Annotated in this window: 20 protein-coding genes, 2 tRNA genes and 2 pseudogenes; 9 read left to right on the forward strand and 15 right to left on the reverse strand. The window is 63.3% G+C overall.

The window, feature by feature from the left end:
- Nucleotides 1–382: 382 nt before the first annotated feature.
- The 7 genes from ACQKQA_RS11210 to ACQKQA_RS11240 form a co-directional block, all read right to left on the reverse strand.
- Nucleotides 383–458 (reverse strand) — tRNA-Thr (locus tag ACQKQA_RS11210).
- 79 nt (nt 459–537) lie between these two features.
- Entirely contained in the window at nt 538–1,359 is an 822-nt protein-coding gene (locus ACQKQA_RS11215) for an FkbM family methyltransferase (protein WP_427556843.1), read from the reverse strand.
- Nucleotides 1,360–1,715: 356 nt separating this feature from the next.
- Nucleotides 1,716–2,939, reverse strand: a complete 1,224-nt coding sequence (locus tag ACQKQA_RS11220; protein WP_427556845.1) for a methyltransferase — start codon at nt 2,937–2,939, stop codon at nt 1,716–1,718.
- A 123-nt stretch (nt 2,940–3,062) separates the two neighbouring features.
- Complete coding sequence (locus ACQKQA_RS11225) at nt 3,063–3,752, reverse strand: ABC transporter permease (protein ID WP_007922607.1); 690 nt, start codon at nt 3,750–3,752, stop codon at nt 3,063–3,065.
- Nucleotides 3,749–4,444, reverse strand: coding sequence for an ABC transporter permease (locus tag ACQKQA_RS11230; protein ID WP_427556848.1), 696 nt, complete (start codon nt 4,442–4,444; stop codon nt 3,749–3,751). Before ACQKQA_RS11230 ends, ACQKQA_RS11225 begins: the two co-directional genes overlap by 4 nt.
- 78 nt (nt 4,445–4,522) lie before the next feature.
- Nucleotides 4,523–5,278, reverse strand: a complete 756-nt coding sequence (locus ACQKQA_RS11235) for an ABC transporter substrate-binding protein (protein WP_427556851.1) — start codon at nt 5,276–5,278, stop codon at nt 4,523–4,525.
- A 13-nt stretch (nt 5,279–5,291) separates the two neighbouring features.
- Complete coding sequence (locus tag ACQKQA_RS11240) at nt 5,292–6,065, reverse strand: ABC transporter ATP-binding protein (RefSeq protein WP_075117393.1); 774 nt, start codon at nt 6,063–6,065, stop codon at nt 5,292–5,294.
- A 197-nt stretch (nt 6,066–6,262) separates the two neighbouring features.
- Between ACQKQA_RS11240 and ACQKQA_RS11245 the strand changes: the two genes are divergently transcribed.
- Complete coding sequence (locus tag ACQKQA_RS11245; protein WP_427556855.1) at nt 6,263–6,538, forward strand: hypothetical protein; 276 nt, start codon at nt 6,263–6,265, stop codon at nt 6,536–6,538.
- Between the two features lie 82 nt (nt 6,539–6,620).
- Nucleotides 6,621–8,018 carry a GABA permease gene (gene gabP / locus ACQKQA_RS11250; RefSeq protein WP_427556857.1) on the forward strand — a complete coding sequence of 466 codons (1,398 nt, stop codon included), beginning with the start codon at nt 6,621–6,623 and terminating at the stop codon, nt 8,016–8,018.
- Nucleotides 8,019–8,205: 187 nt separating this feature from the next.
- Here gabP and ACQKQA_RS11255 read toward each other — a convergent pair whose 3' ends face one another.
- From ACQKQA_RS11255 to ACQKQA_RS11265, 3 genes are all read right to left on the reverse strand, one after another.
- Nucleotides 8,206–8,604: a hypothetical protein gene (locus ACQKQA_RS11255; RefSeq protein WP_427556858.1), complete on the reverse strand. Its 399-nt coding sequence runs from the start codon at nt 8,602–8,604 to the stop codon at nt 8,206–8,208.
- 104 nt (nt 8,605–8,708) lie between these two features.
- Nucleotides 8,709–9,674 carry an alpha/beta hydrolase family protein gene (locus tag ACQKQA_RS11260; protein WP_427556860.1) on the reverse strand — a complete coding sequence of 322 codons (966 nt, stop codon included), beginning with the start codon at nt 9,672–9,674 and terminating at the stop codon, nt 8,709–8,711.
- A 120-nt stretch (nt 9,675–9,794) separates the two neighbouring features.
- Complete coding sequence (locus ACQKQA_RS11265) at nt 9,795–10,361, reverse strand: hypothetical protein (protein WP_427556863.1); 567 nt, start codon at nt 10,359–10,361, stop codon at nt 9,795–9,797.
- 92 nt (nt 10,362–10,453) lie between these two features.
- Here ACQKQA_RS11265 and ACQKQA_RS11270 point away from each other — a divergent pair, with 92 nt between their 5' ends.
- Together ACQKQA_RS11270 and ACQKQA_RS11275 are read left to right on the forward strand one after the other, a co-directional pair.
- Nucleotides 10,454–11,053: a hypothetical protein gene (locus ACQKQA_RS11270; protein ID WP_427556865.1), complete on the forward strand. Its 600-nt coding sequence runs from the start codon at nt 10,454–10,456 to the stop codon at nt 11,051–11,053.
- A gap of 325 nt (nt 11,054–11,378) precedes the next feature.
- Nucleotides 11,379–11,837, forward strand: coding sequence for a carboxypeptidase regulatory-like domain-containing protein (locus tag ACQKQA_RS11275; protein WP_427556868.1), 459 nt, complete (start codon nt 11,379–11,381; stop codon nt 11,835–11,837).
- An 87-nt stretch (nt 11,838–11,924) separates the two neighbouring features.
- On the opposite strand, the gene ACQKQA_RS11280 is transcribed toward ACQKQA_RS11275, so the two are convergent.
- The 4 genes from ACQKQA_RS11280 to ACQKQA_RS11295 all read right to left on the reverse strand — a co-directional run bounded on the left by ACQKQA_RS11280 (nt 11,925) and on the right by ACQKQA_RS11295 (nt 15,665).
- Nucleotides 11,925–12,000: transfer RNA gene (locus tag ACQKQA_RS11280), tRNA-Phe, on the reverse strand.
- Nucleotides 12,001–12,103: 103 nt separating this feature from the next.
- On the reverse strand, nt 12,104–12,376 hold the full coding sequence (locus ACQKQA_RS11285) for an oxidative damage protection protein (protein ID WP_044460694.1): 273 nt from the start codon (nt 12,374–12,376) through the stop codon (nt 12,104–12,106).
- A complete protein-coding gene (gene mutY, locus ACQKQA_RS11290) occupies nt 12,373–13,440 on the reverse strand; it encodes an A/G-specific adenine glycosylase (protein WP_427556872.1) in 1,068 nt (355 codons plus the stop codon). The genes ACQKQA_RS11285 and mutY overlap by 4 nt, the downstream gene beginning before the upstream one ends.
- Complete coding sequence (locus tag ACQKQA_RS11295; protein WP_427556875.1) at nt 13,437–15,665, reverse strand: AsmA family protein; 2,229 nt, start codon at nt 15,663–15,665, stop codon at nt 13,437–13,439. Before ACQKQA_RS11295 ends, mutY begins: the two co-directional genes overlap by 4 nt.
- 494 nt (nt 15,666–16,159) lie before the next feature.
- Between ACQKQA_RS11295 and ACQKQA_RS11300 the strand changes: the two genes are divergently transcribed.
- The 5 genes and pseudogenes from ACQKQA_RS11300 to ACQKQA_RS11320 form a co-directional block, all read left to right on the forward strand.
- Nucleotides 16,160–17,821, forward strand: coding sequence for an OFA family MFS transporter (locus ACQKQA_RS11300; RefSeq protein WP_427556878.1), 1,662 nt, complete (start codon nt 16,160–16,162; stop codon nt 17,819–17,821).
- Nucleotides 17,822–18,164: 343 nt separating this feature from the next.
- Nucleotides 18,165–18,758, forward strand: coding sequence for an imidazoleglycerol-phosphate dehydratase HisB (gene hisB, locus ACQKQA_RS11305; protein WP_427556881.1), 594 nt, complete (start codon nt 18,165–18,167; stop codon nt 18,756–18,758).
- Nucleotides 18,758–19,396 (forward strand): imidazole glycerol phosphate synthase subunit HisH, encoded by a 639-nt coding sequence (gene hisH, locus ACQKQA_RS11310; RefSeq protein ID WP_427556884.1) that lies wholly within the window; start codon nt 18,758–18,760, stop codon nt 19,394–19,396. Before hisB ends, hisH begins: the two co-directional genes overlap by 1 nt.
- Nucleotides 19,397–19,657, forward strand: coding sequence for a DUF2164 domain-containing protein (locus ACQKQA_RS11315; protein ID WP_044460699.1), 261 nt, complete (start codon nt 19,397–19,399; stop codon nt 19,655–19,657).
- A gap of 42 nt (nt 19,658–19,699) precedes the next feature.
- Nucleotides 19,700–19,786 (forward strand): annotated as a pseudogene (locus ACQKQA_RS11320) (HisA/HisF-related TIM barrel protein); the annotation flags it as partial.
- Here the strand turns inward: ACQKQA_RS11320 and ACQKQA_RS11325 are convergent.
- A pseudogene (locus tag ACQKQA_RS11325) lies at nt 19,771–19,876 on the reverse strand (carbonic anhydrase); the annotation flags it as partial. The pseudogenes ACQKQA_RS11320 and ACQKQA_RS11325 overlap by 16 nt on opposite strands.

Consider the following 19,876-nt stretch of genomic DNA (forward strand, 5'->3'; position numbering starts at 1 on the left):
ACGGAATGCTAAGCCTCCTGAACTCGAACGTTGTCGATCATCCCTTCCGTAGAGAGTAGGCAGGAATCCGCCAAAAGCTGCCGTGGTGACAGGCTGCAGACGACTGTGGATTCAACCGGTCGACGCAACAGTTTGGCTAAATCGTTCGGCAGGCGTTTCGTAGTTTAGGGTTTTGGTCGTGCGGCATTGCAGGTCGCTGAGGGGGATCGCTAGACGTGGCGTAGGGGTATGCGCTCCTGACCGGAAAATCGCAGGACCCCTAACATTCCCTCGTGGAAGGGTGGGGTGGATCTCGACGGAGGGTCCTGGAACGAAAAAACCCGCCAAAGGGCGGGTTTTCGGGGCTTCCAGAACATTCGGCGGAATGCAATGGAGCCTAATGTGGTGCCGGCACCAGGAATCGAACCCGGGACCTACTGATTACAAGTCAGTTGCTCTACCATCTGAGCTATACCGGCGTGTCAGGGCGACGATTATAGCGACTGGCGGCCTTCTGTAAACCCCTGAAATCTGACTATTTTTGCTTGGCGCCGGGCGTTAGCCGCGGGCCAGCACTTTCCTGAATTTCTCGATGGCGCGCCAGGAGCGGCTGTTGCGCAGGGCGTGCAGTTGCGCTTCAGCGCGGTCGGCGCGTTGGCGTTCGGCGATCAGGGCCTGTTCCAGCTCGGTGGCGGGGGCGACGAAGCGGTGGCCGGGGCTGAACTGGAATTCGTCGAGGTTGCATGGCGGCAGGTCGAAGGCGCCCTTGAGGTTCAGGTGTTCTTCGGCCAGGTAGAAGGTGTTGATGCCGTCGAACACCACCGGGTGGTAACCGGCGTCGGTGACCAGGCTTTCCCAGGTCTGGTTGCGCTCCCATGGGGTTTCGATCAGCAGGATCCACGGCCGCCAGCGCTTGAAGTCCATGCTGCGCAGCACGGTTTCCTCGTGGCCTTCGACGTCGATCTTGAGGAAGTGAATGGGGCCGTCGACGTGGTTCTCGCAGATGTCGCTGAGGGTGCGCGAGCGGACGGTCTGGGTCTGCACCTGCATGCCGGCATCCTTGTGCTGCCGGGCCAGGACCGGGTCGAGGGTAGACAGGCCGGTGTCGGCGATACCGTAGAAGGTCAGGGCTTCGGCGTTGTCGCCGGCCGCGCATTGCAGGTTGGTGTCCCGGGGGCGCTGTTGGCACAGGGCGTCGTAGTAGGCCGGCACCGGCTCGACGTTGACCCCGCTCCAACCGCGGTCATAGAAGGCGCGGGTCACGGAGTTGTTGGTGGGGTGGTTGGCGCCGACGTCGATATAGAAGCCGTTTTCGACGTATTTGAGCGCGCGCCACAGGCGGATGTCTTCGAAATTCTGCGCATAAGAAATAAACGTCATGATCTCTTCCTGTGGCTCAGAAGGATGCCGGACGCGTCCGCGACCGCCTGGATAGTAGTGTTTATAACAAGCTTGGCCAGACGCGCAATCGACCGCCTGTGGAAGGCCGGATTTCGGCAGTTATGTCCGTTCGTGTTGACGCTTATGCACAACGGATAGCCGTTACGCTGCGATAACGGACAATTTTTGTGGAGCCGTTCTCAATTTGCCGCAACTGGCTGTTTTTCGGTTGTTTTCTTTTTTATGAATAAAAAATGACCAACCTGCTTTTGGCCCTGTAGAGGGCAATTTCAGCGGCTTTGATGAGCATTCATCAACAGAGTTATCCACAGGTTGGATGGGGTGATGGATCCAACTTATCCACGTTCCGCCAGCAACATCAGATTGCGGGGTGTCAGCGGTGCCGGGCAGAACAGGCCCAGTTGCACGCGGTAACCCTGTTCCTGCAGAAACAGCGCGCGGTCGAGCACCAGCCACAGCTCCAGGGGCCGGCGGAACAGGCCGCGCAGCAGTTCCAGGTTGCGCACCTGGGCCAGGCGCTGCCAGCCAGCGGCTTCCAGTGCCGGCCAGTCCTGCTCGCTGATTGTGGAGCCGACTGTGGATAAGTCCTTGAGGGCGGCGAGGTCGCGGCAGTAGTCGGCGAAGGGTTTGTCCAGCCAGCTGGCGGGCAGCGACGGGGTAGGCAGGTATTCGTCGACACCGCGCAGCTGGCGTTGCAGCAGGTCGAAGGCCAGGCGCCGGGCCATGGAGCGGTCGCGCTGGCGGCGGACCCGGGCGCCGGCGGTGACGGTCTCGCTCAGGGGCAGCCCCAGGTCGTCGAGGGACAGTTGCAGGGTCGAGCCCTTGGCGGGGGCCGAAAGCGGTTGATAGCCAGGGGTACTGATGCGGTTGTAGCAGCAGGGCGCAATCGCCAATTGCCGGCAACTCGCGGCGCTGGCCAGTTGCATCAGGCGCACATGCAGGTCGCCACAGGCATGCAGGGCCACGGGGCTGTGTTCGGCGCTCAGGCGTGCGGCAGCGTCGGCAGCAAGTACGTCCTGCTGCAGGTGGCTGACCGGCAGCCGGTGGTGTTCGCTCAGTTGTCGGCCGCTGGCAACCAGGGCCGGGTCGTATTCCAGGCAGGTCAGCCGTTGCCCGGGTTGCAGCAGGCGGCGGCCGAGGTGGCCCTTGCCCGAGCACCAGTCCAGCCAGTGGCCGGGCGCCTGGGTGAAATCCAGGCAGGCGGCAAAGGCTTCGATCTGCTGCCATTTGCGCCCCGGCACATCGACATTGAGGCGTTGGCGGGCGGCTGGCAGCTGGTGCTGCGGCAACTCGGCCACGGCGCCGAGTGTGGCGGCGGTCCGGGCCAGGGCGGGGAAGGGCGCGGGGGCCTCGAGCCGCTCGGGGTGGTTATGGCTGGCTTCGGCGTCGTCCAGGCTGCGCTGGCGCAGCCAGTGGGCGAGTTCGGGGTGCTGGGCTTCCCACGGCAGCTGGAGTTGAGTGAAGGGGCGCGGGCGCCAGAGCGCTTGATGCTCGAGCAGGAAGCGGTCCAGGGCCTGGAAGCGGGCGAGGAGTTCGGGGCCTTGGAGAACGCTGGACATGGCGGGTGGCTCAGGATGTAGATCGTAGGAGCGAGGCTTGCCCGCGATAAGAGCGGCGCGGTTTGCCTGAAGCGCCGCGTCATCGTTTATCGCGGGCAAGCCTCGCTCCTACAAGGGGCGGGATCAGCGGCCCTGGCACTGCTCGACGCGCAACCAGCGTTCCAGCAGCTTGAAGCCTTGCACCAGCACGTAGGACATCAGCAGGTAGAACACCCCGGCGGCGAAGAAGATCTCCACCGGCAGGTAGGTGCGGGCGATGATGGTGCGGGCCATGCCGGTCAGTTCCAGCAGGGTCACGGTACTGGCCAGGGCACTGGCCTTGAGCATCAGGATCACTTCGTTGCTGTAGGCCGGCAGGCCGATGCGCGCCGCCCGGGGCAGGATGATGTAGAACAGCGCCTTGGGCTTGGACATGCCCAGGGCCCGTGCGGCTTCGATCTCGCCCGGCGGGATCGCCTGGATCGCCCCGCGCAGGATCTCGGCGATATAGGCCGCGGTGTGCAGGGTCATGGTGGCGGTGGCGCACCAGAACGGATCGCGCAGGTAGGGCCACATCGCGCTGTTACGCACTGCGTCGAACTGCGCCAGGCCGTAATAGACCAGGAACAGCTGCACCAGCAGCGGCGTGCCGCGGAAGAAGAATATGTAGGCATAGGGCAGGGCGCGCACGTACCACAGGCGCGACGAGCGGGCGATGCCCAGCGGAATGGCCAGCAGCAGGCCGGCGATGACCGCGATGGCCACCAGTTCCAGGGTCAGCGTAGCGCCCTGGGCCAGCTTGGGCAGCCACTTGATGATCACTTCCCAATTCATTGCGCGTTCCTCGCGAAGCCGCGAGCGGCGCGTTTTTCCAGGACATGCATGCCGCCCATGGCCAGTACGGTCAGGCCCAGGTACATGAAGGCCGCCACCATGTAGAAGGTGAAGGGCTGCTTGGATACGGTCACGGCGATTTGCGAGTGACGCATGATTTCTTCCAGGCCGATCACCGACACCAGCGCGGTGTCCTTCATCAGGATCATGAACAGGTTGCCCAGGCCCGGCAGGGCGATGCGCCACATCTGCGGCAGGATCAGCTTGGTGAAGATCCGCCATTTCGACAGGCCCAGGGCCACGCCGGCCTCACGATGGCCCTTGGGAATGGCGAGGATCGCGCCGCGGAACACTTCGGTGGCGTAGGCGCCGAAGCACAGGCCGAGGGCGATGACCCCGGCGGCGAAGGCGTTGAGTTCCAGCTCCGGATTGCCGAAGTACTCACCCAGGGCGCGCATCAGGTTGACGGTGCCGAAGTAGATCAGCAGCACCCAGAGCAGTTCGGGAACGCCGCGTACCAGGGTCGAGTAGGTGCCGCCAAGCCATTGCAGCGGCTTGTACGGGGAGGTCTTGGCCAGGGCGCCGAGCAGGCCGAGCACCAGCCCCAGGCACAGTGCCGACAGGGCCAGCTTGACGGTCATCAGCGCGCCGGCGGCGAGCGCCGGGCCGAATCCGTAGAGATCGATATTCATGGATGGTTATTCAAGTCGCGGCAGGCTTTGCTAAGGACCGGCGCCCTCGGGGAAGGGCGTCGGGCAGGCCAGTCAGTATCAGTAGATGCTGAACGGGAAGTACTTGTCGTTGATCTTCTTGTAGGTGCCGTCGGCCACGATTTCTTTCAACGCAGCGTTGAGTTTCTCGCGGATCGGATCGTTCTTGCGCACGGCGATGCCGATCTTGTCGCTTTCTTCGACCGGCTCGCCCTTGAACTCGTAAGGCTTGCCTGCTTCGCTCTTGAGCCACTCGTAGTTGACGTACTTGTCGGCCAGGATCGCGTCCAGGCGGCCGGACGTCAGGTCCAGGAAGGCGTTTTCCTGGGTGTCGTAGAGCTTGATGGTGATGTCGTCGCCCAGGTTGTCTTCCAGCCAGGTACCGGACAGGGTGGCGCGCTGGGCACCGATGATCTTGCCTTTGAGGGAAGCTTTGTCGGTCTTGAAGTCGGCCTTGTCTTTAGGGGCGATGAACTGCAGCTTGTTGGAGTAGTACGGGTCGGTGAAGTCCACTGCCTGCTTGCGTTCGTCGGTGATCGACATCGACGAGATCAGGAAGTCGAACTTCTTGGCGTTCAGGGCTGGGATGATGCCGTCCCAGTCGGAGGTGACCACTTCGCACTCGACTTTCATCTTGGCGCACAGGGCGTCGCCGATGTCTTTGTCGAAGCCCACGACCTGGCCGCTGGCATCCTTGTTGTTGAACGGCGGGTAGGCCGCTTCGATGCCCATCTTCAGTTTTTCGGCGGCCATCGCATTGGCCGAGAACACCAGGGTGGCGGCAGCGGCCAGGAGGAATTTCTTATAGCTCTGCATGGGTGTTGCTCCGTTAGCGGTTGCTGGACATGAATTGTTTGCAGCGTGCCGAAAGCGGGTTCTCGAACACCTGCTGTGGCGATCCCTGCTCTTCCACCAGGCCCTGGTGCAGGAACACCACTTCACTGGAGACCTGACGGGCAAAGCTCATTTCGTGGGTGACCAGCAGCATGGTCCGGCCTTCTTCGGCCAGGGCGCGGATCACGTTGAGGACTTCCTGGACCATTTCCGGGTCCAGCGCCGAGGTCGGTTCGTCGAACAGGATGACCTTGGGTTGCATCGCCAGGGTGCGGGCGATGGCGGCGCGTTGCTGCTGGCCGCCGGACAGTTGGGCCGGATAGGCGTGGCGTTTGTCGGCGATGCCGACCTTGGCCAGCAGCGCTTCGGCCACTTCGATGGCTTCGGCCTTGCTCTGGCCGAGGACCCGGCGCGGCGCCTCGATGATGTTGTCGAGCACGCTCATGTGCGGCCAGAGATTGAAGTTCTGGAACACGAAGCCGATTTCGCTGCGCAGGCGGTTGATCTGCTTGCCGTCGGCGGCGATCAGTTCGCCGTTCTTGGCGGCCTTGAGCTTGAGTTCTTCGCCGGCCACCAGGATCTGGCCCTGGTGCGGGTTTTCCAGGAGGTTGATGCAACGCAGGAAAGTCGACTTGCCGGAACCGGAGGAACCCAGGATCGAGATCACATCGCCGTCGCGTGCGGTCAGCGAGACACCCTTGAGCACCTCCAGCGAGCCGTAGCGTTTGTGCAAGTTGCGGATTTCAAGCGCGGGCGTGGCCTCGGCCATGTGCGGTCCTCATGAGTTCATTGCGCTCCTGCTGGTAGCGGCTTTCCTGGCGAGGCGCCAACCTAGCATAGCGTTCGAATGACAGCCAACAGCGCTACGGGAGGTAAGCGAACGGCGTGTGACAGGTTGTCGCATCGGCACAGCAGACTGTCGCGCCATCAACAACCGAACGCCCGTTTGAACCTTGTTCCCGGCGGGTGTCGCGTAAAAAAAGGCGCGATGTTGCCAGCTTTGGCCGGGTGTTGGAAGGGCAAAACGGCCAAAGGCTGCTGATCCGCCCTTTAATTGTGCGCGACGCACTTTTTGTGTGTGTTTCTGGTGCGCTCGTTCGTTATGAACAAATGGGTGGTGCGGTAACGTTCTGGCACAAGGCCATTAATCTCAAGGACTTGCGCTGTTCCGTCCGTCGTCTTGGCAAGCGCTCTGGACCGGGACTCTGTAACATTTTGGCGCAAATCTTGCGTAAGAAATAAACAACGCCCTGTTGGATTCTTTTTACAAGAAGGAAATCCAGACCGGGTGGACGCTTTCGCTTTCTTCGCAAAGGTAGTTTCAATGAGCGGTACCCATACTTCCAATGACCTCGAACAGGGGCTCAAACCGCGACACGTCACCATGCTGTCGATCGCCGGGGTAATCGGCGCCGGGCTGTTCGTCGGCTCCGGCCACGCCATCGCCGAAGCCGGTCCTGCCGTGCTGCTGGCCTACGCCGCCGCAGGCACCCTGGTGGTGCTGGTGATGCGCATGCTGGCCGAAATGGCCGTCGCCTCGCCGGACACCGGTTCTTTCTCGACTTATGCCGACCGGGCCATCGGCCATTGGGCCGGCTTCACCATCGGCTGGTTGTACTGGTGGTTCTGGGTGCTGGTGATTCCGCTGGAGGCCAACGCCGCCGCGACCATCCTGCACGCCTGGTTCCCCAATATCGCGATCTGGGCGTTCACCCTGGTCATCACCCTGCTGCTGACCGCCACCAACCTGTTCAGCGTGAAGCACTACGGTGAGTTCGAGTTCTGGTTCGCCCTGATCAAGGTCGTGGCGATCATCGGCTTCGTGATCCTCGGCCTGCTGGCGATCTTCGGCCTGCTGCCGACCAGCAGTGTCAGCGGCGTGTCGCACCTGGTCGATACCCAGGGCTTCCTGCCCAACGGCATGGGCGCGGTCCTCGCTGCCATGCTGACCACCATGTTCTCGTTCATGGGCACCGAGATCGTCACCATCGCTGCCGCCGAGTCGAAGAACCCGGGCCAGCAGATCAGCAAGGCCACCAACTCGGTGATCTGGCGGATCGGCGTGTTCTACCTCGTGTCGATCTTCATCGTCGTGTCCCTGGTGCCGTGGAACGACCCGAGCCTGGCCCAGGTCGGTTCCTACCAGACCGTGCTCGATCGCATGGGCATCCCTAACGCCAAGCTGATCGTCGACCTGGTGGTGCTGGTGGCCGTGACCAGCTGCCTGAACTCGGCGCTCTACACCGCCTCACGCATGCTGTTCTCCCTGGGCAAGCGTGGCGACGCCCCGGCCGCGGCCAAGCGCACCAACAACAGCGGCACGCCGTACTGGGCAGTGATCCTGTCCACCGCTGCGGCCTTCCTTGCGGTGTTCGCCAACTATGTGGCCCCGGCCGCGGTGTTCGAGTTCCTGCTGGCCAGTTCCGGCGCCATCGCCCTGCTGGTGTACCTGGTGATCGCCATTTCGCAGTTGCGCATGCGCCAGAAGCGCGATGCGGCCGGCGAGCGCATCGCCTTCCGCATGTGGCTGTTCCCGGGCCTGACCTATGCGGTGATCCTGTTCATCGTCGGGGTGCTGACCGTGATGCTGTTCCAGGAAGCCCATCGCATGGAAATCATCGCTACTGGCCTGTTGAGCATCATCGTGATCGCGGCGGGCCTGCTGGTGGCCCGTCGGCGCAAGCTGGAGAAGCAGGCGGCGGGTGTATTGAGCCGCGCTTGAGGTTTTCCCGGTAAAGAAAAAGGCCGCTGTCAGCGATGACAGCAGCCTTTTTCATGCCTGTCCACATCCCCTGTAGCCGCTTCCGAGCGAAGCGAGGCTGCGATCGACCGCGGAGCGGTCGTCTGCGGTATGTCGGGCGTTGCTGGGTTTGCGGCTGGTGCCCAGCGGTTACAGATCGTGTTGAACCTTACTTCTGCATCAGCGCTTCCGAGGCGGCCAGGTAAGCGGCCTGGAACTGCGGGCTCTCGATCCAGGCCAGGGCGCCGGCCTCGTCGGTCTCTGTGGACCACTGGCGGTACTCGATCAGGGCGGCGAGGATGAAATCCATGGCGCCTTCTTCCCCTTCTTGCTCGTAGACGATCTCCAGCAGCGGGTCTTCCAGGAATGCCGAGCACATGGCCTGCAAGCTGGTCTTTTCGGCGTCGATCATCTTCTTGAACAGTTCGGTCAGGTCCACCGATTCGAAGTCGATGCGGTCGTCGTTCGGGTCCAGTTCCACTGGCGCGGCATGGCGCTGGGTGCGGTTCTGCTTGGCCTTGGTTTTCGCCCGCTGGGCTCTTTTGTGTTGCTTGTTCGCGGATGCCATGGGCGTCGTACCTTATTGCGCGAATGGGAGGCCGGGCCCCGACTGGGTGTCGGGCCTGGCTGGCAGGCGGCGAAGGATGCCAGTAAATGCGCCGGCTGGCACGCTCAACGGCGACCGCTGATCAGGCGTCCCGGGGTGTCCATGGGCAGCGCGGCGTGTTGCAGCCAGGCCAGGGCGATCGGCCACAGGCGGGTCTGGTAATGGCTGCGGAAAAACGCGAAGTGCCCGACTTCCTGCTCGCCGATGTCCGCCGGCGTGATGCGCAGGTGGCTGCGCTGGCTGGCGGTGAAGTAGTCCAGCAGGCGCTCGATGGCTGGCACGGTGCCGTAAGGGTCGTCGCTGATGCTGATGGCCAGCAGTTGCGCCTTGACCCGGGCGAAGGGTAGCGCCGGCTCCTGACGCGCCAGGTGACGCCCGCTGGGCCGTCGCTGATACAGCGCGGTAGGCGTGGCCCAATCACGCACCACGCCGGCGGGGGTGTCTTCCAGCCAGCCCAGGCGCTTGCCGGGGAAGTAGCCGCAGATCGCCGTCAGCAGCGGCATCACCACATGCCACTTGCCCAGCATCTGCCAGCGCTGCGCCGGGGCGTAGTCGCGCCAGTAGGCGAATTGGGCGCCCACCGTGACCATGCGCCGGATCAGTTGCCCGGAGGCGCCAAGGCCCGCTGCGCAGCCGCCGAAGCTGTGCCCGACCACATCGATGGGCTGGCCGGGGAATTCCCGCTGCGCACGTTGCAGCATGGCTTCGAAGTCCAGGGTGCCCCAGTCCGACCAAGAGGCTTTCAGCTGGCGCATCGACGCCGGTCGCGACTCGCCGATGCCGCGGTAGTCGTAGGTGATGACATCGAACCCATGGCCGAACAGGTAGTCGGCGAACCGCCCATAGTGGCGGCAGCGCACCGAGGTGGCGGCGGTGATGATCACCACCGGGCGCGCGGCGTCCGCTGTGGCGTGGCGCCAGGTGAAGCCGCCAAGGCGCACACCGTCCGCGGCCAGTTCGTGGAAGGCTTCGCCACCGGGGCTGGCGGCTTGTCGGGCAGTTGGTACGGGCAAAGTGGATTGCACTGTCATGGCCGGTGTTCCTGTTCCGGGGCAGGGTCCGCTGCGGGCCGACGAATGGCCGGGCGGTAGTGCCCGGCGCTTTTGGGTGCGCTCATTAATAACCGGGCCGATCCGCACCGAGCAACTTTATCAGTGGCTTTGCAGCTGCAACCTGATGAGGTCCGGTGGCAGTTGATCAAGCTCTTCATAGGCATCGCGCGGGCCGTATATCAGGTAGCGGTGGCTGCTTTCGTGGCCGACATTGTTGAAGATGACCCGTGGCCCCTGGGCGGTCATCTGTACCCAGCCGGGGCGGTTTCTTTCGGCAAAATCAATGCGTTGCACCTGGCCGCCGTGGGGCTCCCAGTAAAACGCCGCGCCTTGCAGGTAGTTGGCGGTGAACTCACCGGACAGCACCAGCAGCCGGGTGTTGGCGCCCGTTGCCACGCATTGCCACTGCACGTTCATGCCAAGGGAGTCGTCTTGGGTGTCGTAGAGCAGCCAGGTCTGCGGCCCATGGCGCAGGCGATAAACATGGGTGTCGACAAAGGATGCGGTGCGCAGCAGGGCGAGCTGCTGGGAGGGCTCCGCCAGAGTGCACTCGACCAGGGTCTTGGCCGGTGTCGCAGCCCAGGCGTGGTGGGTGCACAACAGAGGCAGCAGGCCGAGCAAAAGAAGGGGCAACAGGTGACGCAGTTCAAGCGGCGGGGCGGACATGCGGGGGCAGCTTCCTTGGCGAGATGATGAAGCGGTGTATGCCGCCGTACCTAGTAATATGGCCGCACATCTTTTTACCAGTTGATTCGTTAATGCCTGAATACAACCCGTTTGCCGACGATGCGCGCATCAAGCTGTTTCCCGAGTGCATCAGCCTGTGGGCCGACGGGGTGGAGCTGGCGGCGCTGGCCATTCCCGAGCGACGCCCCTGCCGCGTGTTGCGTTACGGCTGGCTGGTGCTGGTCCTCGGGTTGCTGGGGGTGGTGGCGTTGGGGCAGCAGACGCTTGCTTTGATCCTGGGTACGTCGATTGTATTTATTCCACTGCTCGTCTTGGGTGTGATCAGGCTGCTGTATCCGCCTGCTCGTGTCGATGCCTGGTTTGACGTCGACGGTCTGCACTTGACCTGTGGCCCGCCAAAGACCCCCAGTGCCCTTTACCGGTACTTCATTCCCTTCGAGGACATGACTCGCCTGGCGACCCTGGACCAATCCATTGATCTGGGGCGGCGAGGACGTGTGCAGTACCGCACCTACATTCTCGAGACTCGGCGGTTTCTGGGTAACAACACCAGCCTCCACATCAGCAATCAACACAGTTTGGCGGCGTTGCATTCGGTGCTGGAGCGCTTGAGGCAATGGCCGGCGGCGACCCACATCGGCATGCCGCCGACGCGGCAGTACGGAGCCTGAGCCGCTGCACGGGACGGCTTGTCTTCTAGGATGAATGCCTCGACCCGCAGCAACGGGGCCAGGATCCCCTTGGCGGTGGCTAGCATCATCGAGTAACAGGGTCATGCCGAATCGATCTAAACCGCTCGGTGCCGGGGCGTACACTGACCGAAGAGGCCGGTGGAGCATGTCGTCCTGCGGGCTTTTCATTTGAGCATCGCTCGCCTGAAACTTGGTTGAGCCATTCAAGAGGAAAAGGGGAGACCCGGACGCTACCGCGCTGGGGCTGGATACTTGAGGGTGGCGTTCCTTTCAGTGGTTCGAGACGAACCCGGGAGTGCTCATCATGAAGTCCTTTTTTTCATCTCTTGTCACCGGCGTCATCGCGGCGCTGCTGACGCTCGCGCCGCTCGGCGTACAGGCCGCCACCCCCAGCAACGAACCGATCGACCCGGCTGGCGTGCAACTGGTACCGCAACAGCAGAACGGCATTGCCTACGTCGCGGGCGGTATCGGCCTCGACGAATCCAGGGCGCTCATGCAGACCAAGGGTTACAACCTGCACATGACCTTCTCCGTCGGCCCGCAAAACCTCTACACCTCGGATGTCGACGTGGCGATCCAGAACCCGCAAGGGAAGTCGGTCCTGAACCTGAACCAGGTAGGTCCCATCGTTTATGTGCAGTTGCCAGCCGGCAAGTACCAGGTGGCCGCCACCCGTGGCGGGCGTACTGAACACAGCATGGTGGATATGAAGGCGGCGGGCGTTCGCGACCTCAACCTGCACTGGAGCGAAGGTTCTTGAGGGAAGGGCTGGTGCTGAAGCAGGCACCGATAAATCCCAGGCAATAAAAAACCCCTGAATCTTTCGATTCAGGGGTTTCGGTATTAGTGGTGCCCAGAGACGGAATCGAACCGCCGACACGGGGATTTTCAATCCCCTGCTCTACCGACTGAGCTATCTGGGCAACGGGGCGCATTAAACGGGTTTTTCGGGGGGGCGTCAAGCAAGTTTTGAAAAAAAGTTTAATTATTACCGCCGCTTACGTTCCCACCCCGATTTCAGCGGGTTTACTCCGCTGGCGGAACGTAGCCTTCGGCCTTGGCGTATTCCTCGCCGGAGAAGAACTTGTCCATTTCGCCCTGCAGGTATTTGCGGTCGTCGGCGTTCATCATGTTCAGGCGTTTTTCGTTGATCAGCAGGGTCTGGTGCTTCTGCCAGTCGGCCCAGGCCTTGGCGGACACGTGCTCGAAAATCTCCTGGCCCTTGGCGCCCGGATACGGAGGACGCTCCAGGCCCGGCAGTTGTTCTTTGTATTTGCGGCACATCACGGTGCGGGTCATTGCAACTCTCCTGCGTTCAATACGTCGGCCGCGCGTTTGAGCAGTTTCTTCACCGGGGCGGCGAGGCCCAGGCGCGGCGGGGTGGCGAGGTTATACCAGAGCCAGTCGGCCTCGGCCACGTGATGGGCGGCGGCCTGGACCTGGACCAGCCAGGGCTCGATGGCCAGCTGGAAGTGGCTGAAGGTGTGCACCAGCCCCGGCAGTTCGTGGGAACGGCCCAGCTCCAGCGAGTGCTGCGCGGCCAGGTGTTCCAGGTCCGTCAGGTCGTCCAGTTCCGGCAGGCTCCACAAACCGCCCCACAGGCCGCTGGAAGGGCGGCGGTACAGCAAGATGGCGCCCTCGTGGTTGGCCAGCATGGGCATCAGGGTGCGCTTCTGTGGCACTTCCTTGCGCGGCTTGGGGATCGGGTAGCGGGTTTCCAGGCCCAGCATGTGCGCTTCGCAGCCCCTTTCCAGCGGGCACAGCAGGCAGCTGGGCTTGGTGCGGGTGCAGAGGGTGGCGCCCAGGTCCATCATCGCCTGGGTGTAGTGATTCACCCGGGTCTGTGGGGTGAAGCGCTCGGCCGCGGCCCACAGCTGCTTGGCCACCTTGGGCTCGCCGGGGTAGCCCTCTTGCGCGGTAAAGCGCGCCAGTACCCGCTTGACGTTACCGTCGAGGATCGGCGCGCGCAGGCCCATGCTGATGCTGGCGATGGCGCCGGCGGTGGACAGGCCGATGCCCGGCAGCTCGGTGAGTTTTTCCACGTCGCGGGGAAACTCGCCGCCGTACTCGGCGACCACGATCTTCGCGGTCTTTTGCAGGTTGCGGGCGCGGGTGTAGTAGCCCAGGCCGGTCCACAGGTGCAGCACTTCGTCTTCCGGCGCGGCGGCCAGAGCCTGGACCGTCGGCAGCGAAGCCAAGAACCGGTCGAAGTAGTTGAGCACGGTGCTGACCTGGGTCTGCTGCAACATGATTTCCGACACCCAGACCCGATACGGGTTGATGTCCTGCTGCCAGGGCAGGTCATGGCGGCCGTGGCGGTCGTACCAATCCAGGACCGCCGGGGCGAACTGCTCGGCTCTCATCGTTTGAACAGCCCCTTGAGTGCGTTTTTCAGTTCCGGGCTGACCTTGTCGCCAAGCTTTTCATCGATCTTGTCGCTCAGGCGGTCGCCGGCCAGCTTGGCCGCGATCTGGCCCAGGCCGTCCCGGTCCAGGCGGCAGGCCTTGGCGCCCAGCTCCAGCGGGCCGCGGCAGCGCAGCGGCAGTTCGATACCGACAAAACGTTCGCCGACCTGGCAAGCCGGGTCCGGCATGGCGCTCGTGTCGCCTTCGACGACGATACCGACGCGGTAATCCATGCCCAGTACCCGCAGGTCGATGTCACCGTTGCCGTTGACGCTCATGCCGGGAATGCGCACTTTCAGGTCCGGGTTGCTGGCCACGCCGTTGTGCAGGGTCAGGTTGCCCTTGAGTTCCTGGAACGGCGTGTCCTTGCCCCGCGGCTCGCTGCTGAGGGTCTTGCGGTTCAGCGTGGCGATGCCTTGGCACAGTTGCTGTTCGAGGTTGGCGTTGAGCAGCACGCCGTCGTTGATGACGAAGCTGGCGTTGCCGTTGAGGCTGTCCACCAGCGCCTTCTGGCTGTTGCCGCTGCTGGTCAGGTTGCTGTTGAGGGTCACCAGGCCCTTGACCGGCGGGTTCTGCCCCTGGCTTTCCAGGATGCGTTCCACCGGCACCCGGTTGATCTTGGTCTGCAGGCTCAGCAGTGGCGTCGGCTGGCGCACGTCGAGGTTGCCGCTGGCGTCGAAGCTGCCGTTGTACAGCTCGCCGCGCAGGCTCTCGAGTTTCAGCAGGCCGCCCTGGCCACTGGCCTTGAGCGCGGCGTTCTGGATCGGCAGCTTGTCCAGGGTCAGCTGGCCGAAGCTCAGGTCGGCGTCCACATCCAGCTTGCTCAAGCGTTCCACCGGCAGCAGGCGCTCGGTGCTCCAGGCGCCCTTGGTCGGGGCGTTGGGCAGCGGCGAGTTGCCGGCTCCGGCGACGGCTGTGGCCTCGCTGCTCTGCACTTCGGCCTTGCGCGCCACTGCGGCGCTGTTGGCTTCGGCGGATTTCGGCGGCAGATAGCGGTCGACGTTGAAGGTGTCGGCCTTGAGCTGGGCGCGCAGGGCCTGCTTGGCCAGGTCTTCCACCGCCAGGCGGCCGCTGAAGCTGCTGTCGTCGAGCTTCAGGTTGATGTTTTCCAAGGCGATGCTGTTCGGCGTGGCGGACAGGCGGCTGACCAGCTCGACCTTGCTCAGGCTGCCTTCGGCCATGGCCGGCAGGGTCTGGCCGATGCTGTCGACGAACTTGGCCAAGTCGAACTGGGCGATGGAGATCCCGCCGTTGAGCTGCGGGGTCTTGTCCAGGTCGTTGACCTTGAGCTCGCCCAGGGCACGCAACTGGTTGAGCGAGAGCTTCAGGCCGTTCCATTCGGCAATGTTGGCGGCCTTGTCCAGGAGCAACTGGCCCTGGGCGGAGAAGGTCAGGGTCTTGCCTTGCAGCGGATCGCCGGTGGCTTCGCCGGACAGCCGCATGTCTTCGAACTGATAGCGCTTCAGGGCGCGTTCGAAGCGCAGCTCGCCATTGAGTTCGGTGCGCACGCGCACCGCCGGCTGGGTGCTGGCGAGGAAGGCGGTGAGCTTGACCGGGGTGTTGGTCGCTTCGTGGACCGGTCCGGTGCTCAGCTGGATGCTTTCGGCGGTGAACTGCTTGCCGCTCTGTTCGTCGTTGTATTCGACCCGGGCGTTGTTCACGGTCAGGCTGTCGATGTCCAGGCGGATCGGTTGCGCCGGTTTTTCCGCGGGAGCCGGGGTGCTGGCGGCAGTTTCGCCGGTACTGGTGGCCGGGGTCTGGGCCTGCTTGTCGGCGGGGGCGATCTTGCCGATGTCTTCCCAGTTGCCGTGGCCTTCCTTGTTGCGGTTCAGGCGCAGGTTCAGGCCTTCGACCCGCACATCGCTCATCTGCACCTCGCGGCGCAGCAGCGGTAGCACCCGTACCGACAGGCCGAGCATCTGCAGGTCGGCGAACGGCTGGGTCGGGTTGGCCAGGGTGGCGACGCCCGCTTCATGCAGTTCGAGGCCGAGCCAGGGGAACAGGCTCCAGCCGATATCGCCATTGAGCGTCAGCTCGATGTGGGCCTTGTCACGGGCAATCTGGCGAATCTCTTCCTTGTAGTCGTTGGGATCAAACAGGTGAGTCAGGGCGAAGCCCAGAGCCACGATGATCAGCAACAGCCCGAGAAGTACCAGACCCAGGATTTTGCCGAACGCTTTCATGGGCGAGTCCTTGTATGTCGAATTCGAATGTAGCCCGTGAGTATAACGCCCCGGGCCTGACGGCTGGTCATTGATCGCTGCGGGGCGTTTGCGGTGTTTGTTCACTCACGTACAACTGGGACAGGCGCCAGGTGCCTCGGTGCCGTCGGTGCTTCTGTAGGAGCCGGGCTTGCCGGCGATGGGCGTTGTGCGGTGTGTCGGGGCCGGCACTTCGCGGGCAGGCCTGGCTCCTACAGGTGCTGTGCAGCAGCGGATGAGTACCGACGATTCAGCCATCGGTTTTTGCGGTTTTCGGAGCAGATGACGCGAAAAAGGTGATGGCAGTTTGATTTTTCTGTCACGGGCAAATGGTAATCTCTCGCGGTTCATCTGCCCTTGCGCGACGAAAAGTCGCACTCTATGAAGCGTCACTCGATAAAACGGCCACGTCTGCGTGCAAAGGCCGTGGGTGAAGAGCAGCGGGTGAATAATTCCAATAATTGGGGGAAACATTCATGAGCACTAGCACCGAGGCGGGCGCCATTGCCGCCCAGCCGGCGTTCTTGTCCAAAGAACGTATCATCGCCAAGCCCGGTTTCAACCGTTGGCTGGTTCCACCGGCCGCTCTGGCCATCCACCTGTGCATCGGCATGGCCTACGGCTTCTCGGTGTTCTGGTTGCCGCTGTCCAAGGCCCTGGGCATTACCGCGCCGGTCGCCTGTGCCCCGGACATGAGCTTTATCGCGCAGGTCTTTTCGTCCCAGTGCGACTGGCCGATCTCGATGCTCGGCTGGATCTATACCCTGTTCTTCATCTTTCTCGGTTGCTCCGCGGCCATCTGGGGTGGCTGGCTGGAACACGCCGGCCCGCGCAAGGCAGGTGTGGTGTCGGCGCTGTGCTGGTGCGGCGGCCTGCTGATTTCGGCGCTGGGGGTCTATACCCACCAGATCTGGCTGATGTGGATCGGCTCCGGGGTGATCGGTGGTATCGGCCTGGGCCTGGGTTACATCTCGCCGGTGTCGACCCTGATCAAGTGGTTCCCGGACAAGCGCGGCATGGCCACCGGCATGGCGATCATGGGCTTCGGCGGCGGGGCGATGGTCGGTGCGCCGCTGGCGGCTGCGCTGATGAGCCATTTCGCGTCGCCCACCGGCGTCGGCGTATGGCAGAGCTTCCTGGTGATGGCGGCGATCTACTTCGTGTTCATGATCGGCGGTGCGCTGTCGTACCGCGTGCCGCCAACCGGCTGGAAGCCTGAGGGCTGGACCCCGCCGGCGAAAAAAGCCGCGAACGCGATGATCACCCACCGCCACGTGCACGTGAACGTGGCCTGGAAAACCCCGCAGTTCCGCCTGGTGTGGCTGGTGCTGTGCCTGAACGTTTCCGCCGGTATCGGCATCCTCGGCATGGCGTCGCCGCTGCTGCAGGAAGTCTTCGCCGGCAAGCTGCTGGGCAACGAGCTGGCCTTCGGTCAGCTGGACGCCTCGCAACTGGCCTCGATCGCGGCGATCGCCGCCGGCTTCACCGGTCTGCTGAGCCTGTTCAACATCGGTGGCCGTTTCTTCTGGGCGTCGTTCTCCGACTACCTGGGCCGCAAGAACACCTACTTCGTGTTCTTCGCCCTGGGCTTTGCCCTGTACGCGCTGATCCCGAACCTGGGGCACCTGGGCAACATCGCGCTGTTCGTGGCGGCGTTCTGCATCATCCTGTCGATGTACGGCGGCGGTTTCGCCACGGTCCCGGCCTACCTGGCGGACCTGTTCGGCACCCAGATGGTGGGTGCGATCCACGGTCGCCTGCTGACCGCCTGGGCGGCGGCGGGTGTGCTGGGCCCGGTGCTGGTGAACTACCTGCGCGAGTACCAGCTGAGCATCGGCGTCGAGCGCGCCGCGGCCTACGACATCACCCTGTACATCCTCGCCGGCCTGCTGGTGCTGGGCTTCCTGTGCAACCTGCTGGTGCGTCCGGTGGCCGACAAGTACTTCATGACCGACGCCGAACTGGCCGCCGAACAGGCGCTGGGCCACGACAAGGGCGCGGACAGCACCACGGTGCTGGAGTGGAAAGCCTCGTCCGGCAGCGTGCCGCTGGCGGTCGCCGCCTGGCTGGTGGTGGGCATTCCGCTGGCGTGGGGCGTGTGGGTCACCCTGCAGAAGACGGCGGTGCTGTTCCACTAAGCGGCACCTTGCTTCTGCTGGAGCAAGCGGGCTCGCTCCAGCAGAAGGCTCTCTGTAGCCGCTGCCGAAGGCTGCGATAAGGTCCGCAGGACCTTCAGCGATTCCAGCATCGCCACGGCCGTTGCGCCGATCGCAGCCTTCGGCAGCGGCTATAGGGATTGCGTTCGGGGGCGGATGTCCTACCTGTAATGCCGATGCCTCTTTTTGGTGCTTGTCATGACAGGTATGGGCCCGGATATAGGGGCTTTCACCCGTCAGGGATATCACGCTGCGTGTTTCGGTTTAGCCGCCGTCCGGCCTATAATGTTCGCCTTTTTCGCCCAATGATTTTGCGGAGCTGGTGATGGCCGAACGTAAGGCATCCGTCGAGCGCGACACCCTGGAAACCCAGATCAAAGCCTCGATCAACCTGGATGGCACCGGAAAGGCCCGATTCGATATCGGGGTTCCCTTCCTTGAGCACATGCTGGATCAGATCGCCCGGCACGGGTTGATCGACCTGGATATCGAAAGCAAGGGCGACCTGCATATCGACGACCACCACACCGTGGAAGACGTCGGTATCACCCTGGGCCAGGCCTTCACCAAAGCCATCGGCGACAAGAAGGGCATCCGCCGCTACGGCCACGCCTACGTGCCGCTCGATGAGGCGCTGTCGCGGGTGGTGATCGACTTCTCCGGCCGTCCCGGCCTGCAGATGCACGTACCTTTCACCCGCGCCACCGTGGGCGGCTTCGATGTCGACCTGTTCCAGGAATTCTTCCAGGGCTTCGTCAACCACGCCAACGTCACCCTGCACATCGACAACCTGCGTGGGCACAACACCCACCACCAGATCGAAACCGTGTTCAAGGCTTTCGGCCGCGCCCTGCGCATGGCCGTGGAGCTGGATGAGCGCATGGCCGGGCAGATGCCCTCGACCAAAGGCGTGCTGTGATGCAGACGGTCGCGGTTATCGATTACGGCATGGGCAACCTGCACTCGGTGGCCAAGGCCCTCGAGCACGTTGGCGCCGGCAAGGTGCTGATCACCAGCGATGCCGATGTGATTCGCGAAGCCGACCGGGTGGTTTTCCCTGGCGTCGGCGCGATTCGCGACTGCATGGCGGAGATCCGTCGCCTGGGCTTCGATTCGCTGGTGCGTGAAGTCAGCCAGGACCGTCCGTTCCTTGGCATCTGCGTGGGCATGCAAGCCTTGCTCGACCGCAGCGAAGAGAACGACGGCGTCGACTGCATCGGCCTGTTCCCCGGCCAGGTGAAGTTCTTCGGCAAGGGCCTGGTGGAAGATGGCGAGCACCTGAAAGTCCCGCACATGGGCTGGAACGAAGTCAAACAGGCGGTCAGCCACCCGCTGTGGCACAACATCCCGGACCTGGCGCGTTTCTACTTCGTGCACAGCTACTACATCACCGCCGGCAATGCGCGGCAGGTGGTGGGCAGCGGTCACTACGGCGTCGATTTCGCCGCGGCGCTGGCCGAGGGCTCGCGTTTCGCCGTGCAGTTCCACCCGGAGAAAAGCCATACCCATGGCCTGCAGTTGCTGCAGAACTTCGCTGCGTGGGACGGTCGCTGGTAAATGGCCGTGAAGAAATCCCGGACGCCGATCCTGACCCTCACTCCCGAGCAGGAGAGCGAGGCCAATCGCAAGATCCAGCGTTTCATGGAAGACCGCTTCGAGCTCGACCTGGGCTCGTTCGAGGCGGCCGAGATTCTTGAGCTCTTTACCCGTGAAATTGCTCCGCACTATTACAACAGGGCGATTTTCGATGTGCAGACCCAGCTCAAAGAGCGGTTCGAGAGCATCGAAAGCGACCTGTGGGCGCTCGAGAAAAACTGATTTCCGAGCGAAGCTGAACAATCGAATTTGAAGGTTTGCCAGATGCTGATTATCCCCGCTATCGATCTTAAAGACGGTGCCTGTGTACGTCTGCGCCAGGGCCGCATGGAAGATTCCACGGTGTTCTCCGCGCAGAGGCGGTCGACCCGCTCCTCCTCGGTGGCCAGTTGCGCCAGCGCTTCGCGATGTTCGTAGTACAGGTCGCGAATCGACCGCAGC

It is taken from the genome of Pseudomonas sp. NPDC089530 (assembly GCF_050280705.1).
GTDB lineage: Bacteria > Pseudomonadota > Gammaproteobacteria > Pseudomonadales > Pseudomonadaceae > Aquipseudomonas.

Coding starts and splice junctions, on each gene's coding strand:
- ACQKQA_RS11215 (WP_427556843.1), bottom strand. CDS start 1,359: ATGACGTTTATTTCTTATGCGCAGAATTTCGAAGACATCCGCCTGTGG.
- ACQKQA_RS11220 (WP_427556845.1), bottom strand. CDS start 2,939: ATGTCCAGCGTTCTCCAAGGCCCCGAACTCCTCGCCCGCTTCCAGGCC.
- ACQKQA_RS11225 (WP_007922607.1), bottom strand. CDS start 3,752: ATGAATTGGGAAGTGATCATCAAGTGGCTGCCCAAGCTGGCCCAGGGC.
- ACQKQA_RS11230 (WP_427556848.1), bottom strand. CDS start 4,444: ATGAATATCGATCTCTACGGATTCGGCCCGGCGCTCGCCGCCGGCGCG.
- ACQKQA_RS11235 (WP_427556851.1), bottom strand. CDS start 5,278: ATGCAGAGCTATAAGAAATTCCTCCTGGCCGCTGCCGCCACCCTGGTG.
- ACQKQA_RS11240 (WP_075117393.1), bottom strand. CDS start 6,065: ATGGCCGAGGCCACGCCCGCGCTTGAAATCCGCAACTTGCACAAACGC.
- gabP (WP_427556857.1), top strand. CDS start 6,621: ATGAGCGGTACCCATACTTCCAATGACCTCGAACAGGGGCTCAAACCG.
- ACQKQA_RS11255 (WP_427556858.1), bottom strand. CDS start 8,604: ATGGCATCCGCGAACAAGCAACACAAAAGAGCCCAGCGGGCGAAAACC.
- ACQKQA_RS11260 (WP_427556860.1), bottom strand. CDS start 9,674: ATGACAGTGCAATCCACTTTGCCCGTACCAACTGCCCGACAAGCCGCC.
- ACQKQA_RS11265 (WP_427556863.1), bottom strand. CDS start 10,361: ATGTCCGCCCCGCCGCTTGAACTGCGTCACCTGTTGCCCCTTCTTTTG.
- ACQKQA_RS11270 (WP_427556865.1), top strand. CDS start 10,454: ATGCCTGAATACAACCCGTTTGCCGACGATGCGCGCATCAAGCTGTTT.
- ACQKQA_RS11275 (WP_427556868.1), top strand. CDS start 11,379: ATGAAGTCCTTTTTTTCATCTCTTGTCACCGGCGTCATCGCGGCGCTG.
- ACQKQA_RS11285 (WP_044460694.1), bottom strand. CDS start 12,376: ATGACCCGCACCGTGATGTGCCGCAAATACAAAGAACAACTGCCGGGC.
- mutY (WP_427556872.1), bottom strand. CDS start 13,440: ATGAGAGCCGAGCAGTTCGCCCCGGCGGTCCTGGATTGGTACGACCGC.
- ACQKQA_RS11295 (WP_427556875.1), bottom strand. CDS start 15,665: ATGAAAGCGTTCGGCAAAATCCTGGGTCTGGTACTTCTCGGGCTGTTG.
- ACQKQA_RS11300 (WP_427556878.1), top strand. CDS start 16,160: ATGAGCACTAGCACCGAGGCGGGCGCCATTGCCGCCCAGCCGGCGTTC.
- hisB (WP_427556881.1), top strand. CDS start 18,165: ATGGCCGAACGTAAGGCATCCGTCGAGCGCGACACCCTGGAAACCCAG.
- hisH (WP_427556884.1), top strand. CDS start 18,758: ATGCAGACGGTCGCGGTTATCGATTACGGCATGGGCAACCTGCACTCG.
- ACQKQA_RS11315 (WP_044460699.1), top strand. CDS start 19,397: ATGGCCGTGAAGAAATCCCGGACGCCGATCCTGACCCTCACTCCCGAG.